This window comes from Georgenia sp. SYP-B2076 (genome assembly GCF_003991205.1).
Taxonomy (GTDB): domain Bacteria; phylum Actinomycetota; class Actinomycetes; order Actinomycetales; family Actinomycetaceae; genus Georgenia.
Map to the genome: position 1 here is coordinate 1 of NZ_RXOZ01000014.1, position 14,366 is coordinate 14,366.

Sequence of the window (14,366 nt, forward strand, 5' to 3'; positions counted from 1 at the left end):
TGTTTTGGTACATGCCGGGTGCCCTGTCTCGTCGGGGTGGTTGGTGTGATGCCTGGATTGCCCCCCCGCCGGCGCGACGGCCGACCGGGCCGCCCCGGCGGTCTCCCGCAGCGCCGCGCGCGCCCCCGTCGCCCGGGCGAGCGTCGCCCGGGCGAACGTCGCGGCCTCCCCCGCCTCCGCGCCCGCCGAGCCGCCGCCCGCAGCGGCCCCGCCCGCGTCCCCCTCGGCGAGCGCGATCGTGAACGTCGCGCGCCAGTTCGTCGGGACCCCGTACGTGAGCGGCGGCAGCGGCCCCGGCGGCTTCGACTGCTCCGGCTTCACCCAGTACGTCTTCGCGCAGGTCGGCATCTCCCTGCCCCGCACCTCCGGCGCGCAGCGCGGCGCCGGCACCGTCGTCTCCGCGGCCGACGCCAGGCCCGGCGACCTCGTCTGGGGCCCCGGCCACGTCGGCATCTACACCGGCGGCGGCAACCACATCGCCGCCCGCAGCCCGGGCAAGGCGCTGCAGGAGGGCCCGATCTACCTCGCCAACCCGGTCTTCATCCGGGTGTCCTGAGCGGCTCTGCCGCCGGACGGCGGCCCGTCCCCGGCCGGGGATGGGCCGCCGTCCGGCGCGGGTACGCCGCGCCTCCTGCGATGCGGGACGGGCGTGCGCCTAGGATCGTCTGATGATGTTCAAGGCCGTGGGCGATGAGCGCCCGTACCCCGAGCACGGCCTCGCCAGCCCGCGGGACTGGGCCGTGATCCCGCCCCGGCAGGTGCGGCTCGACCAGCTCGTCACGACCAAGAGCCAGCTCGACCTGCGTTCGCTGCTCTCCTCCGACTCGACGTTCTACGGCGACCTCTTCGCCCACGTCGTGTCCTGGCGCGGCACCCTCTATCTCGAGGACGGCCTCCACCGCGCCCTGCGCGCGGCGCTCCACCAACGCCTCATCCTGCACGCGCGCATCCTCGAGCTCGACGACGCGGGGCAGCCGGTCCCGCAGGGCTGACCCGCCGGGGAGGAAGGTCCCTCGGGCTCGCCACGCGAGCCGGGCTTGTGAAGTCATGCGGCCTCGCGAGGCAACCCGGTCGGCGGGGTCGGCTCCACTACGGTGCTTGGTGTGACAGCCACCCCCAACGACGCCGACCAGCGCCGCGCCGCCCGGCGCCGCCACCTGCAGCAGCGCCAGACCCTCGTCTTCGGCGGCCTGATCACCGTGCTGGCGGTCGTCGGGCTCGTGAGCACCGCCATGTGGACCGGTCTCCTCCCCGCCCCGTTCGCGCGGGAGTTCAGCACCGCCGAGCCGTCCGACGCGAACCTGGCGATCCCCTGCGTGCCGGCCGATGCCACCCCCGTGGCCTTCTCCGAGATCACGGCGAACGTGTACAACGGCACCGACCGCAACGGCCTGGCAGCCAGCTCCGCCGACTCGCTCACGCAGGTGGGCGTGGTGGTCAACCAGCAGGCGAACTGGCCGCAGGGCGCCTACTCCGGCGTCGTCCAGGTCGTGGTCGGGCCGCTCGGCGTGACGTCCGGGTACACGGTCGCCCGCCTCTTCCCCTCGGCGGTGGTCAGCCTCGACACCAGCCGGACCGACGAGACCGTCGACGTCGTCCTCGGCGCGACCTACGAGGCGATGCTCTCCGCGGACGAGATCGCCGCGCTCGACCCCGCCGCGCCGCTGGCCTCGCCGGAGGGCTGCACGCCCGTCGACGCCCCGGCCGGCGACGGCGCCGCCGCGTAGCCGCCGCGAAAGCGGGCCCGGCGGCCGCCGCGGCCGGCCGTCGCCGTCGCCGTGCAGTCCCTACTGCGTGCGCAGCGTCCCACGCTCGAGCTCCGCGCCGCCGGGCACCGAGGCGGGGCTGGCGGCCTCCTGGCCGGTGCCGCGGGCCCGGGAGAGCTGGCGCATGACGTGGTAGACGATGATCGCGGCCGCCGAGCCCAGCGCGATGCCCTCAAACTTCGCGCCGCCGATCACCCAGCTGAAGTTGGCGACGCCGATGATCAGGGCGATGGCGGCCGTGTTGAGGTTGACCGGGTCGGAGAAGTCCACGCGGTTCTGCACCCAGATCCGCACGCCCAGCATCCCGATCATGCCGTAGAGCACCGTCGCGGCCCCGCCCAGCACGCCGGGCGGGACGGTGGCGATGGCCTCGCCGAACTTCGGGGACATGCTCAGCAGGAACGCCACGACGGCCGCGACGAGGTAGGCGGCGGTGGAGTACACCCGGGTGGCCGCCATGACGCCGATGTTCTCGGCGTAGGTGGTGGTGCCCGACCCGCCGCCGGCGCCGGCGAGCAGGGTGGACAGGCCGTCGGCGAACAGGGCACGGCCGGTGACGTCGTCGAGGTTCCGTCCGGTCATCGCCGCCACCGACTTCACGTGCCCGACGTTCTCCGCGACCAGCACGAACACCACCGGCAGGAACAGCCCGAGCGTGCTGGGGTCGAAGGTCGGCGCCGTGAAGTCGGGCAGCCCCAGCCAGGCGGCCTCGCCGACCTTGGCGTAGCTGACCTCCCCGCGGATCGTCGCGGTGACGTACCCGGCGACGACGCCGAGGAGGATGGACAGCCGCCCGAGGATCCCGCGGAAGAGCACGGTGCACAGGACGATCGCGGCGATCGTCACCATGGCGGTCAGCGGCGCCTTCTGGACGTTCGTCCAGGCGGACGGGGCGAGGTTGAACCCGATGAGCGCGACGATCGCGCCGGTCACGGTCGGCGGCATGATGACGTCGATCCAGCGGGAGCCGGCGAAGTGGACCACGAGGCCGACGACCGCGAGGAGCGCGCCGACGGCCATGATCCCGCCCAGCGCGGACGACATGCCGTGCGACGCCGTCGCCGCGGTGATCGGCGCGATGAGCGCGAAGCTGGAGCCCAGGTAGCTGGGGAGGCGCCCGCCGGTGATGACCAGGAACAGCACCGTGCCGACGGCGGAGAAGAACAGCGTCGTCGCCGGCGGGAACCCCGTGATCAGCGGGACCAGGAAGGTCGCCCCGAACATGGCGACCACGTGCTGCGCGCCGATGCCGATGGTGATCGGCCAGCTCAGCCGCTCCTCCGGCGCCACGACCTCGCCGGGCCCGATGCGCCGCCCGTCACCATGGACCGTCCACCGACCAAATCCCTTGCCTGCTGCGCCCATGGCGCCCTCCCGAAGATCGTCCGATCCCGCGCCCACATCGTCGGGGGGCATGGCTCGGGGCCCAAGCGTAGCGATCGCGCCCGCGCCCGATCGCACCCGGCGCCGATACGCTCTGCCCGTGAAGCCGTTCCTGCTCCTTGCCACGCGACCCGAGGACGCCGCCGCCGACGCCGAGTACGCCGCGTTCCTGCGCTACGGCGGCCTCACCGAGGACGAGCTGGTGCGGATCCGGCTCGAGTCGACCCCGCTGCCGCCCCTCGCGCTCGCCGACTACTCGGGCATCTTCGTGGGCGGGAGCCCCTTCACCGGGTCCATCCCGGCCGAGCACAAGAGCGACACCCAGCGGCGGGTGGAGGCCGAGCTCGCGGGGGTCCTCGACGTCGTCGTCGCGGCGGACTTCCCGTTCCTCGGCGCCTGCTACGGCGTCGGGACGCTGGGGCGCCACCAGGGCGCGACCATCGACGGCACGTACGCCGAGCCCATCAGCGCCGTGACCATCGCGGTGACCGAGGACGGCGCCCAGGACCCGCTCCTGGCGGGGCTGCCGCGCTCCTTCGAGGCCTACGTGGGGCACAAGGAGGCCATCAGCCGGCTGCCCGAGCAGGCCGTGCTGCTGGCCTCCTCGTCCACCTGCCCGGTGCAGATGTTCCGGATCAAGACCAACCTCTACGGCACCCAGTTCCACCCCGAGCTCGACGTGGCAGGCATCCTGGAGCGCATCGCGATCTACCGGGACGCCGGCTACTTCCCGCCAGGAGAGCAGGAGGCCGTGGAGCGCGAGGTCGCCGCGGCCCAGGTGCACCTGCCGACGCGGTTGCTGCGCTCCTTCGTCGAGCGCTACGCCCGCGACTGACCTGCCGCGGGCGCCACGCGCGGCCGCGGCATCTCAGGACGTGGGATGCACTCACCTCGCGCCGGCGGGGCGGGCATGATCCTCCGCCATGAGCACCCCCGGACGCGGGACGAACCGCCCGCTGGCGGAGCGCCAACCGGGGGCCGCCTGATCGCCGAGGGCACAGCGTTGTGCCCGCCTTCGTGGGAGCCCCCGGTGCGTGCGCACCGGGGGCTCCCGCCGCGACGCGCGCCGGCAGCTCCCGCCGTGACGCGCACCGGCGCCCCGAGTGCCCCACGACTGGGACCGGTGTGACACATCCGGCCCGCGGCGGTGCCTCAGCAGTCTCACCAGCCCCGTTCGTGGGACAACCTCACAGGTGTCCTCCCGACCGGGCCCAACCGGCGGGCGACATCACCGAACAGACCGCCGCCCCGGCCCGGGGCCACGACCCAGCGGCGTCGGTGCACGGGGAACCGGACAGTGGCCGCAGGTTAAGGGGTGGAAAATGCCCCGACATGCCCGGATCGCCATGACTGCGGGCGCCCGCCATGTCACAGTGTGCGGATGACCGACACGACACGGGTCGGCGCACGGCGCGTCGTCTCCACCACCCTTGCGACGGAGCACGGGACGTTCGCGATGCACGGCTACGACGGCGCGGGGGGACTGGGCCACGTCGCCCTCGTGATGGGTGACGTCACCGGCGAGGGTCTCGACGACCTCGCCCCGCTCGTCCGCGTGCACTCGGAGTGCCTGACCGGTGACGCGCTGGGCTCGAGGCGATGCGACTGCGGCGAGCAGCTGCAGGCCGCCCTGCACGAGATCAGCCTCGAGGGGCGCGGCGTGCTCATCTACATGCGCGGGCACGAGGGCCGCGGCATCGGCCTGCTCGCCAAGCTGGAGGCGTACGCGCTGCAGGACGCCGGCGTGGACACCGTCGACGCCAACCTGCGCCTCGGCTACCCCGCCGACGCGCGCGAGTACGACGACGCGGCCGAGATCCTCTGTCACCTCGGGCTGGGACGGATCCGCCTGATGTCCTCCAACCCGGACAAGGCCGTCAAGCTCGAGGAGCTCGGCATCGAGGTGGTCTCCCGCCAGCCCCTGCCGGTGAACGACCGGCCCGAGAACGCCTACTACCTCACCACCAAGCGGGTGCGCATGGGCCACGACAGCGTCGGCGCCGTGCCGGACGTGTGGCACGAGCTCACCGAGGGACGGGTGCCCCGCAGCGCCGCCGCCGGCCTGGACTCCGTGCTCCTCGACCGCTACGGCTCCCTCGTCGCCACCGGACCCGTGACGATCGGCCAGCTCGGGCAGAGCGCCGACGGGTTCATCGCCGCGCGCACCGGTGACGCCGAGTTCGTCACGGGCGGGGAGGACCGCGAGCACCTGCACCGGCTACGGGCCCTGGTCGACGCCGTCGTCGTGGGGGCCTCGACGGTCGTGGCGGACGACCCGCGCCTGACGGTGCGGGCCGTACCGGGCACCTCGCCGGTGCGGGTCGTCCTGGACCCGAGCGCCCGGATCCCGGCCGGCAGCCGCGTGCTGGCCGAGCCCGAGAGCCCCACGTTGTGGTGCGTCGCGCCGGAGGCCGTCGTGCCCGCGTCCCTGCCGCCGCACGTGGAGGTGCTGCACCTGCCGCGCGGCCAGGCCGGCTTCGCGCCCGACGCCGTGCTGGGTGCCCTGCACCGCCGCGGCCTGGCGCGGGTGCTGGTCGAGGGCGGCGGGCGGACGGTCTCCGCGTTCCTCGCCGCGGGGCTCCTGGACCGCCTGTTCCTCACCACCGCGCCGCTGCTCATCGGCGACGGCGTCCCCGGGATCCGCTTCACCGGCTCCGACCGGCTCGCGGGTGCGCTGTCCGCGCCCGTGCGGCGCTTCGTGCTCGGCGCCGACATCTGCACGGAGTTCGACCTCTCCGCACGAGCCTGACGGGGCGGCCGGCGCCCACCGGCCGGCCTAGCCGGCGAGGTGCGCCAGGACCTGCTCCGCGGTGACGTCCCACCCCGGCAGCCGGCCGCGCCGCTCGCGGGCCGCGGCGCGCCATGCCTCGCGCAGCCCCGCGTCGGTCAGCCACTCCCGCAGGGCGCCGGCGAGCGCGCCGGTGTCGCGGGCTGCCACGGCTCGGCCCTGCGCCCGCTCGCCGGGACCACCCGCCGACCCAGCCTGCAGCGCCTCCACCGCGCCGGTGCCGGCGGGGACGATCGCGGGGATCCCGCGGGACAGCGCCTCGGTGACCACCAGCCCATAGGTCTCGGTCCGTGACGTCAGCACCAGGAGGTCCGTCGCGGCCCACTGCGCCTCGAGGTCCGCGCCCGTCTGCGCGCCGGTGAGGTGCACCCGCGCCGTGAGGCCCGCCTCCTCGATCTGCGCCCGGACCCGGCGGGCGTAGGCCGGGTCGCCCTCGGGGCCGACGAGCCGCGCGCTCCACGGGAGGCCTTGCACACGCGCGAGCGCCCGCACGAGGGCGACCTGATCCTTGGTGGGCGTCAGGGCCGCGAGCGCCAGCAGCCCGGGCGGGTCCGGGGGCCGGGTCCCGGTCGCCTGCGGAGCGGGGCGCACACCGGGCAGCGCCACCCGCACGTCCTCCAGGGAGTAGCGGCGGGCGACCTCGGCGGCCGCGCCGTGGCTCGTGCAGATCACCACGGAGGCGCCGCGGAGCGCGTCCCGCTCGCGGGCCCCGCGCTCCGCACGCCGGGCGGCGCCCGGCCCGACCTCGTCACCGATGGGCATGTGCCCGAGCACGGCCACGGCGCACCCGGCGTCGACCGCGCCCCGCACGGCGGCCGGGGCGGCGCTGGCCACGATGCCGTCCACCAGCGACACCTCGTGCCCGCGGAGCACGCCGGCGAGGCGGGCCACGTCCCGCGCCGAGGGGTCCGGCCAGTCCCCCGGCAACTCGTGCACGTCGACGGCGGCACCGGCGGCCCGCAGCGCGGTGACGAGCTCCTGGTTGTAGGTGTTGCCGCCGCTGGGGACGTGGCTGGCCCACGTGACGAACCCCAGCCGCGCGCCGGCCACGCCGTCCTCAGCCCAGGTCGCGCGAGTACGTCGCCCAGGCGTCGGGGTGCTCGCGCAGCGTGACGTCGAGCCCGGCGTAGGTCCCCGGAGCCAGGCGGGCCGCCACCCGGTCGGCGACGACGCGGGCGAGCGCCTCCGTCGTCGTCAGCGTCCCGCCGAGCTCGGGGTGGTCGTCCAGGTTGGTGTACGTCAGGTCGGCCAGGGCGTCGCCCAGCAGGGTGGTGGCCTCGCCGATGTCGATGACGATCGCCTCGGGGCCAAGCTCGGCGCGCCGGATGGTCAGCTCGACGACGAAGGTGGCGCCGTGGAGCTGCTGCGCGGGCCCGAACGCGGGGTGCGGCAGGCTGTGGGCGATCATCATGTGGTCGCGCACGGTCAGGCTGTACATGGGGCTCCTCCTGGGAGATCGGGTCACGGGTACTCGACGACGTGGCACAGCGCGTCCGGGTCGGCGGCCAGCGCCGTCATGGTCGCCGGCAGGTCGGCGAATGCGGACCGCCCGGTGAGGAGGGCGTCGAAGGCCGGGTCGCCGAGCCGGCGCAGCGCCAGGTCGAGTCGGTCCGCCGTCGTGCGCCGGGCCCGGCGGGCGGCCGCGACGGCGCCGACCTGGCTGGCCCGAATGCTCAGCCGCCGGGCGTGGAAGCCCGCCCCGAGCGGCACCCGCGGCGCGCGCGTGCCGTACCAGGACATCTCGACGAGCTCGCCCTCGTCGCCCAGGAGCTGGAGGCCGCGGGCCAGGCCCTCCTCGGAGGCCGAGCAGTGGATGACGACGTCGCACCCGTCGGCGGCGTCGTCCGGGTGGCGCCACGTCACGCCCAGGGCAGCGGCCAGCTCGGCGCGGGCGGGGTTGACGTCGAGGAGCTCGAGGCGGTCGAGCGGGAAGGCGCGCAGCAGGGCAGCCACCACGCCGCCGACCATCCCCGCGCCCACGACGGCGATCCGGTCACCGAGCCGGGGCGCGGCGTCCCACAGGGCGTTGACGCCGGTCTCCACGGTGCCCGCGAGGACGGCACGGTCGGTGGGCACGTCGTCGGGGACGGGGGTGAGCACCGCGGCGGGCACGACGTAGCGGTCCTGGTGGGGGTACAGGCAGAACACGCGCCGGCCGGCCAGCCCGGGCGGCCCGGCCTCGACGACGCCGACCGAGAGGTAGCCGTACTTGACCGGGCCGGGGAGCTCGCCGGCCTGGAACGGGGCCCGCATCACGGCGGCGACCTCGGCGGGGACGTCGCCGCGGTGCACGAGCAGCTCGGTCCCCCGGCTGATGCCGGAGGCCAGCGTGCGCACCAGAGCCTCGCCGGGGCCGGGGTCACGGGCGCGCTCGGGCCGGAGCTCTCCCCGGCCCGGCGACGTCGTCCAGTAGGCGGTCCACATGTTCCGATTCTCTCGGTCCCGGGGGATCTCGCCACCAGAACGGCGGGCAGGCCGCCGGGGCGACCGTACGCCGCGCGCCGGTTACCGTGGAGGGCCGCCACCCGAGGAGTACCCCAGCATGGACCTGCCCGCCGATCTGCCCGCCGATCTGCTCGGCATCCGCGCGATCGCGTTCGACGTGGACGGCACCCTCGCGGGCAGCGACCACCACGTGAGCCCGCGGTCCCTGCGTGCCCTGGCGGCGCTGCGCCCGGCGGGCATCGAGCCGATCATCGTCACCGGCCGCATCGTCGACGCCGCGGTCGACATCCTCCAGCGCGCCGGGATCGACGGGTACGCCGTCGCCTCCAACGGCGCGGTCGCCGTCGACACGCGCACGGCCGCGCCCCTGCACACCGCGACGATGGACACTCGCGACGTCGAGGCCCTCGTCGAGTTCGGGCTCGCCCGCGAGGTCGAGCCGCTCGTGTTCACCGACCGGGAGATGGTGGTCATGGACGGCAGCGTCGCCCACGCCTACCTCGTGGCCGCGAACCCCACCGCCGTCACCCGCGTGGTCCCGAGGGTCGACCTCCCGCTGGCGGGCATCACCAAGGCGATGCTCTTCGGCGCCGCGGACCGCCTCGACGAGCTGGACGCCGAGATCCGCGCGGCCTTCCCGCGGGCGGTGCGCTCGATGGACTACGTCTTCGAGCTCGGCCCCGCGGGCGCCGACAAGTGGCAGGCCCTCGGCGCCATCCTGGACCGCCTCGGCATCGACCCGGGCGAGGCGGCCGGCGTCGGCGACGGCGAGAACGACCTCCCGTGGCTCGCGCGCGTGGGGTGGCCGGTCGCCATGGAGAACGCCCGGGAGCCGGTCAAGGCGATCGCGCGCCTGCAGATCGGCCACCACGGCGACGACGCCGTCGCGGCCTTCGTCGAGGAGCTCCTCGACGCCCGGGCCCGGCAGGTGCCCGGTCAGGTGTCCCAGCGGGTGCCCAGACGGGTGCCCGGACCGGTGTAAGCGACGGCGCGCCTCACTCCCCGCGCCCGGGTCCGTACAGCTCGCCCCACGGCGTGGTCCTCACCGCCGCGAGCTCGGCGACCGTGGGGGCGAGCGCCCGCACCGCGTCGCCGGTCCACGCGCCGGCCGCCAGGACGACGACATGGTCGATCCCGAGGCCGGCGAGATCGGCGCAGTGGCGGGTGAAGGCGCCCGGCGGCTGCCCGGGCATGACCCGCGTGCTCAGGGTGGTCTCGACCTGCCCGGTGGGGCGACCTGCCGCGTCGCAGTGCCGGGCCAGGACGGCCAGCTTGTGCCGGACGGTGGCGCCGTCGTCGGGGATGTCGAAGAGGTTGCACGCATCCGCGTAGCGGGCCACCAGCGCCAGGGTGCGGCGCTCGCCGGTACCCCCGACCAGGATCGGCGGGTGCGGCACGGACGCGGGCGCCGGGGCGGAGGCCGGCGCCTCCAGCCGATGGTGCGTGCCGACGAACGGCGACGTGTCCCCGGCCCACAGGTGGTGCGCGATGCGCAGGAGGTCCTCGAGGTGTTCGAAGCGCTCAGCCACCGGCGGCAACGGCAGCCCCATGGCCCGCGCCTCGTCCTCCTGGTAGCCGGCGCCGACGCCGAGCCACGCCCGGCCGCCGGACAGCACGTCCAGCGTGGTGACCGCCTTGACGAGCAGGGCCGGCGGGCGGAAGGTCGCTGCGGCGACCAGAGTGCCCAGCCGCACACGGGTGGTACGCGCCGCGAGATAGCCGAGGGTGGTAAACGCCTCCAGCATGTCCGTGTCCGCGGGCACGGTGGGGTCGGCCTGGATGAGGTGGTCGGCCACCCAGACCGTGTTGATACCGGCCTCGTCGGCGGCCTCGACCACCTGCCGGAGGCCGGCCGGGATCCCGGCCGGGCCCGCGGGCCAGGTGTAGTCCGTGACGCTGACGCTGACTTGCACAGGACGCCTCGCTCTGTAGCGCTCCGACACGCACGGCTGACGCTTCGCGAGCCCATCCTCGGCCCCGCCGTCGACGACCACCACCACAGGAGACAGAAAAGCCCGGGCCCTCGACCGAGGGCCCGGGCTGTCCGGGATGTCTCGCGACATCGTGTGGCGGTAGCGGTGGGATTTGAACCCACGGAGGCTGTTAACCTCACACGCTTTCGAGGCGTGCTCCTTAGGCCGCTCGGACACGCTACCTCGCCGAGTGATGTTACCCGCGGAAGAGGCGGTGCCCCAAACCGGACGCCAGTGGCACGCCTCACGCCCCTTCCACCGGGCACGGCGCGCCGGTAGCCTCGGCCGCACCAAGGAGACCCGACCGGGGAGCGCGCCATGGGTGAGACCACCATCCCGGGATACGGCTACGGCAATGCCGCGCCGTCGCCGGTGAGCGTCGAGGAGCTGGGTCTCCTCAAGGCGTCCGTGCTGTTCGGGCCCGAGGACGAGGCCGCGTTGCGCCGGGCGGGCGAGGTGCTCGCCGACCAGGTCGAGGAGATCCTGGACGTCTGGTACGCCTTCGTGGGCGCCAACCCCCAGCTGCTGGCGGAGTTCTCCACGCCCGACGGCAAGCCGATCACCCCGTACCTCGAGCGCGTCCGCGCCCGGTTCGGCCAGTGGATCCGGGACACCTGCACCCGGCCCTACGACGAGGCGTGGCTCGCCTACCAGGAGGAGATCGCCGAGCGGCACACCCCGGCGAAGAAGAACACGGCCGACGGCGTCGCCTCCGTGCCGTACGTGCCGCTGCGCTACCTCATCGCCCTGATCTACCCGATCACTGCCACGGTCCGGGACTTCCTCGCCCGCGGCGACCGGCCCGCCGAAGAGGTCGACGCGATGCACGAGGCCTGGCGCAAGTCGGTGATCATGCAGGTCGCGCTCTGGTCCCGGCCGTACGCGCCCGACACCTGGTAGCGCCGCACCGTCGTCTGGCAGCGCCGCACCGTCGTCGCGGGCGCGCGCCGCGTCCCCTCCCCTCAGCGACCGCTCCCCTCGGCGCGCACGCTCACCGCCCCAGCACGTGCTCGGTGACCTCGGCCCCTTCCGCGAACCGCGCAAGGGAGAAGGTCGCGACGTCGGCGTCGGCCGTGCCGCCCTCGGCGAGGTCGGCGAGCACCAGCCCCATCAGGGCGGAGAACTTGAAGCCCTCGCCCGAGTCCCCGCAGGCCACCACCACGCCGCCGGGCAGGCGGTCGACGACGAACCGGCCGTCCGGGGACAGCGTCCACGAGCACACCTGGGCGTCGATGGCCCGCGGCACGAGCGCGGTGAGGTCGCGCCGGACCCGCTCGACCGTCTCGTCGACCAGCGGCCGGTCCGGGCTGCGGTCGGTGTCCCCCGGGGCGAGGTCACGCACGGGCCGGTCCAGGCCCAACTTGTAGCCCACGCCGGGCGTCGGCATCGAGTACAGACCCGGTTCGCCCTCCCGCGGGCCGTCGAACAGGCACGGGAAGTCGTCGGCCGCGCCGGGGGACGCCGGGTCCCCCACGTGCACCACCTGCTCCAGGCGCGGGCGCAGCGGCAGGTCGACGCCGAGGCCGGTGAGCAGCGGGCCCGCGCCGGGCCCGGGCGCCAGCACGACGACGTCGCCCTCGAAGACCTCGCCGTCCGCGCAGCGCACGGTCACCCCGTGGCTCGTCGTGCGCACGTCGCGGACGTCCGGACCGATGACGAGCTCCCCGCCGGCCGCCTCGAACAGGGCCGCCTGCGCGCGCAGGGACGCCGCGGCGAGCACGGGCCCGGCGTCCTCCTGCCACACGGCGGGGCGGCCATCGGGGCGCAGGCCGGGGAAGAACCGCGCCACGTCGTCGGGCTCGACGACCTCGTGGGCGACCCCCTCGGAGCCCAGGGCATCCAGCACCGCCGGGACGGTCACGTCGTCGCGCCACAGGAGGCCGCGGCGCAGGAACACCTCTGCCGAGGCGCGGTTCGCGAGGCGTTCCATGGCCTCGAGGCTGCGCCGGGCGAGGCGCACCCGCACGGCGTCCGGGTGCGTCAGCCGCCACAGCCGCGTCGGCCCGGAGGACGAGGCGAGCGGGTTGCCCACCCCGTACCGATCCACGAGCACGACGTCGTGCCCCCGGCCGGCCAGCTCGGCCGCCGCCGGCAGCCCCCATGCTCCTGCACCCACCACCACGCAACGCATGAGCCGATCCTGGCAGAGGCGGCGGGCAGGCGACGGCGGACGACGGCTGGCGCGGCGGGCGGCACACCGGGCGCCGGGCGCGCCGGGGGCCGGTTACGCTCGTGGGCGTGGTCGAGGCGACGCAGCAGAGCACGGTCGACGACGCCCACCGGTTGCTCGCCGGCAGGCGGCTGAGCGTGCTGACCGGTGCGGGGATCTCCACCGACTCGGGGATCCCTGACTACCGCGGGCCGGACTCGCCGCCGCGGAACCCGATGACCTACCAGCAGTTCGTCGGCGACGAACGGTTCCGCCGCCACTACTGGGCGCGCAACCACGTCGGCTGGGGGCACATGCGGCGCAGGGACCCCAACGCCGGCCACCGTGCCCTGGCAGCCCTGGAGGCCGGGGGCGTCGTCCTCGGCGTCATCACGCAGAACGTCGACCGGCTGCACCAGGCCGCCGGCTCCCGCAACGTGATCGACCTGCACGGCCACTACAACGAGGTCGTCTGCCTGCGCTGCGGCGCGGTCATCTCGCGCGCTGAGCTGCACGGTCGCCTCACGGCGCTCAACCCCGGGTTCCTCGAGAGCGTCGGGGCGGTGGCCGACGTCGAGATCGCCCCCGATGCCGACGCCGTCATCGAGAGCACCCAGTCCTTCCGGGTGGCCGACTGCGAGCGCTGCGGCGGGATGCTCAAGCCCAACATCGTCTACTTCGGCGAGAACGTTCCCAAGCCACGGGTGGCCGCTGCGTACGCGATCGTCGACGACAGCGACGCGCTGCTCGTCGCGGGTTCGTCGCTGACCGTCATGAGCGGGCTGCGGTTCGTGCGCCACGCGGCCAAGACGGGCAAGCCGGTGGTGATCGTGAACCGCGGTGCCACGCGCGGAGATGAGCTGGCGACGCTCAAGGTCGACGCCGGAACGTCCGAGACGCTGACCGTCCTCGCGGCCGCCCTCGCCGGTTGACCCTGGGCGGGCCGGCCGCTCCGCCGGCGCGCGGTCCCACCCGGCCCGCTCCGCCGTCGGGCTGCGAACGGTGAGGGTTCGCTGGTCTATGACCGGCAAGTCCTCACCGCTGAGAGGCCGGCAGCGCGGCTGGCGAGCGCCGGGCGCGGTTGGTCAGCGCGTGTCGAAGCCGACGAGTCCCTCCGGCCGCTCCTCGACCACGTCGACCCGCGTCACGTCGGCGTGCCGGGGCCCGCGGCGCGTCCAGGCGATGAGCGCGTCCACCGCGGCCTCGTCGCCCTCGAGGACCGCCTCGACCGTGCCGTCGTAGCGGTTCCCGACCCAGCCGTGCACGCCGAGACGCTCGGCCTCGTTCTGGCACGAGAACCGGTACCCCACGCCCTGGACGAGCCCGTGGATGGTGAGTCGGCGGCGGATCACGTGTCCCAGTGTGCCCGGGCGGGACCCGCCGCGCGCCCGCAGCTGGAGCCGCGACGCCGTCGCCCCGACCCGGCTACCGGCGCCCCGCGAAGAAGTCCCGGAGCAGCGCGGCGCACTCGGCCTCGCGCACCCCGCCGACCACCTCCACCCGGTGGTTGAGCCGGGCGTCGCGCACCACGTCCCGCACGGACCCGGTCGCGCCGGCCTTGGGGTCCCACGCGCCCAGCACCACGCGGTCGAGCCGGGAGAGGACCACGGCACCCGCGCACATCGTGCACGGCTCGAGGGTGACGACCAGGGTGCAGCCCTCCAGGCGCCACGTGCCCAGCGCGGCCGCGGCCTCCCGCAGGGCCAGCAGCTCGGCGTGGGCCGTGGGATCGGCGTCGGCCTCGCGCCGGTTGCGGCCCCGCCCGAGCACCTGCCCCGCCGGGCCCAGGACGACGGCGCCCACGGGGACGTCGTCGGTGCCCAGCGCGTCACGCGCGAGGTCCAGGGCCAGGGCCATCGCCG

16 protein-coding genes and 1 tRNA gene are annotated in these 14,366 nt (G+C 75.0%); 8 read left to right on the forward strand and 9 right to left on the reverse strand.

Annotated elements, in window-relative coordinates; genetic code table 11:
• Positions 1 to 238: 238 nt before the first annotated feature.
• The 3 genes from EJK16_RS20140 (at position 239) to EJK16_RS08475 (ending at position 1,727) form a co-directional block, all read left to right on the forward strand.
• Entirely contained in the window at positions 239 to 556 is a 318-nt protein-coding gene (locus tag EJK16_RS20140) for a C40 family peptidase (protein WP_240645882.1), read from the forward strand.
• Between the two features lie 112 nt (positions 557 to 668).
• Complete coding sequence (locus EJK16_RS08470; RefSeq protein WP_127128313.1) at positions 669 to 992, forward strand: type II toxin-antitoxin system VapB family antitoxin; 324 nt, start codon at positions 669 to 671, stop codon at positions 990 to 992.
• 111 nt (positions 993 to 1,103) lie between these two features.
• Positions 1,104 to 1,727, forward strand: coding sequence for a LytR C-terminal domain-containing protein (locus tag EJK16_RS08475; RefSeq protein WP_127128315.1), 624 nt, complete (start codon positions 1,104 to 1,106; stop codon positions 1,725 to 1,727).
• Between the two features lie 60 nt (positions 1,728 to 1,787).
• On the opposite strand, the gene EJK16_RS08480 is transcribed toward EJK16_RS08475, so the two are convergent.
• On the reverse strand, positions 1,788 to 3,131 hold the full coding sequence (locus tag EJK16_RS08480; protein WP_127128317.1) for a uracil-xanthine permease family protein: 1,344 nt from the start codon (positions 3,129 to 3,131) through the stop codon (positions 1,788 to 1,790).
• A 118-nt stretch (positions 3,132 to 3,249) separates the two neighbouring features.
• On the opposite strand from EJK16_RS08480, the gene EJK16_RS08485 reads away from it, so the two are divergent.
• A complete protein-coding gene (locus tag EJK16_RS08485) occupies positions 3,250 to 3,984 on the forward strand; it encodes a glutamine amidotransferase (RefSeq protein WP_127128319.1) in 735 nt (244 codons plus the stop codon).
• Between the two features lie 546 nt (positions 3,985 to 4,530).
• Positions 4,531 to 5,898 carry a GTP cyclohydrolase II gene (ribA, locus tag EJK16_RS20615; protein ID WP_127128321.1) on the forward strand — a complete coding sequence of 456 codons (1,368 nt, stop codon included), beginning with the start codon at positions 4,531 to 4,533 and terminating at the stop codon, positions 5,896 to 5,898.
• 27 nt (positions 5,899 to 5,925) lie between these two features.
• Here the strand turns inward: ribA and EJK16_RS08495 are convergent, their stop codons facing one another.
• From EJK16_RS08495 to EJK16_RS08505, 3 genes are read right to left on the reverse strand one after another with little or no spacing between them, the layout of a single operon-like run.
• A complete protein-coding gene (locus EJK16_RS08495; protein ID WP_240645883.1) occupies positions 5,926 to 6,987 on the reverse strand; it encodes a glycosyltransferase family 4 protein in 1,062 nt (353 codons plus the stop codon).
• 7 nt (positions 6,988 to 6,994) lie between these two features.
• Positions 6,995 to 7,375 (reverse strand): 6-carboxytetrahydropterin synthase, encoded by a 381-nt coding sequence (locus EJK16_RS08500; protein WP_127128323.1) that lies wholly within the window; start codon positions 7,373 to 7,375, stop codon positions 6,995 to 6,997.
• 23 nt (positions 7,376 to 7,398) lie between these two features.
• Positions 7,399 to 8,361, reverse strand: a complete 963-nt coding sequence (locus EJK16_RS08505) for a zinc-binding alcohol dehydrogenase (protein ID WP_127128325.1) — start codon at positions 8,359 to 8,361, stop codon at positions 7,399 to 7,401.
• A gap of 118 nt (positions 8,362 to 8,479) precedes the next feature.
• Between EJK16_RS08505 and EJK16_RS08510 the strand changes: the two genes are divergently transcribed.
• Positions 8,480 to 9,364 carry an HAD family hydrolase gene (locus tag EJK16_RS08510; RefSeq protein ID WP_164737246.1) on the forward strand — a complete coding sequence of 295 codons (885 nt, stop codon included), beginning with the start codon at positions 8,480 to 8,482 and terminating at the stop codon, positions 9,362 to 9,364.
• A 13-nt stretch (positions 9,365 to 9,377) separates the two neighbouring features.
• Here EJK16_RS08510 and EJK16_RS08515 read toward each other — a convergent pair whose 3' ends face one another.
• Together EJK16_RS08515 and EJK16_RS08520 are read right to left on the reverse strand one after the other, a co-directional pair.
• Positions 9,378 to 10,295, reverse strand: coding sequence for a TIGR03560 family F420-dependent LLM class oxidoreductase (locus EJK16_RS08515; protein ID WP_127128329.1), 918 nt, complete (start codon positions 10,293 to 10,295; stop codon positions 9,378 to 9,380).
• Between the two features lie 154 nt (positions 10,296 to 10,449).
• A tRNA-Ser gene (locus EJK16_RS08520) sits at positions 10,450 to 10,538 on the reverse strand.
• Positions 10,539 to 10,673: 135 nt separating this feature from the next.
• Here EJK16_RS08520 and EJK16_RS08525 point away from each other — a divergent pair.
• Positions 10,674 to 11,255 (forward strand): protoglobin domain-containing protein, encoded by a 582-nt coding sequence (locus tag EJK16_RS08525; protein WP_127128331.1) that lies wholly within the window; start codon positions 10,674 to 10,676, stop codon positions 11,253 to 11,255.
• 91 nt (positions 11,256 to 11,346) lie between these two features.
• On the opposite strand, the gene EJK16_RS08530 is transcribed toward EJK16_RS08525, so the two are convergent.
• Positions 11,347 to 12,486 (reverse strand): FAD-dependent oxidoreductase, encoded by a 1,140-nt coding sequence (locus EJK16_RS08530; protein WP_127128333.1) that lies wholly within the window; start codon positions 12,484 to 12,486, stop codon positions 11,347 to 11,349.
• 107 nt (positions 12,487 to 12,593) lie between these two features.
• On the opposite strand from EJK16_RS08530, the gene EJK16_RS08535 reads away from it, so the two are divergent.
• Positions 12,594 to 13,436 (forward strand): NAD-dependent protein deacetylase, encoded by an 843-nt coding sequence (locus EJK16_RS08535; RefSeq protein WP_240645884.1) that lies wholly within the window; start codon positions 12,594 to 12,596, stop codon positions 13,434 to 13,436.
• Between the two features lie 153 nt (positions 13,437 to 13,589).
• Here EJK16_RS08535 and EJK16_RS08540 read toward each other — a convergent pair whose 3' ends face one another.
• Positions 13,590 to 13,856: an acylphosphatase gene (locus EJK16_RS08540; protein ID WP_205739674.1), complete on the reverse strand. Its 267-nt coding sequence runs from the start codon at positions 13,854 to 13,856 to the stop codon at positions 13,590 to 13,592.
• Positions 13,857 to 13,929: 73 nt separating this feature from the next.
• A complete protein-coding gene (gene tadA / locus EJK16_RS08545; protein WP_127128385.1) occupies positions 13,930 to 14,361 on the reverse strand; it encodes a tRNA adenosine(34) deaminase TadA in 432 nt (143 codons plus the stop codon).
• Between the last annotated feature and the right edge of the window lie 5 nt (positions 14,362 to 14,366).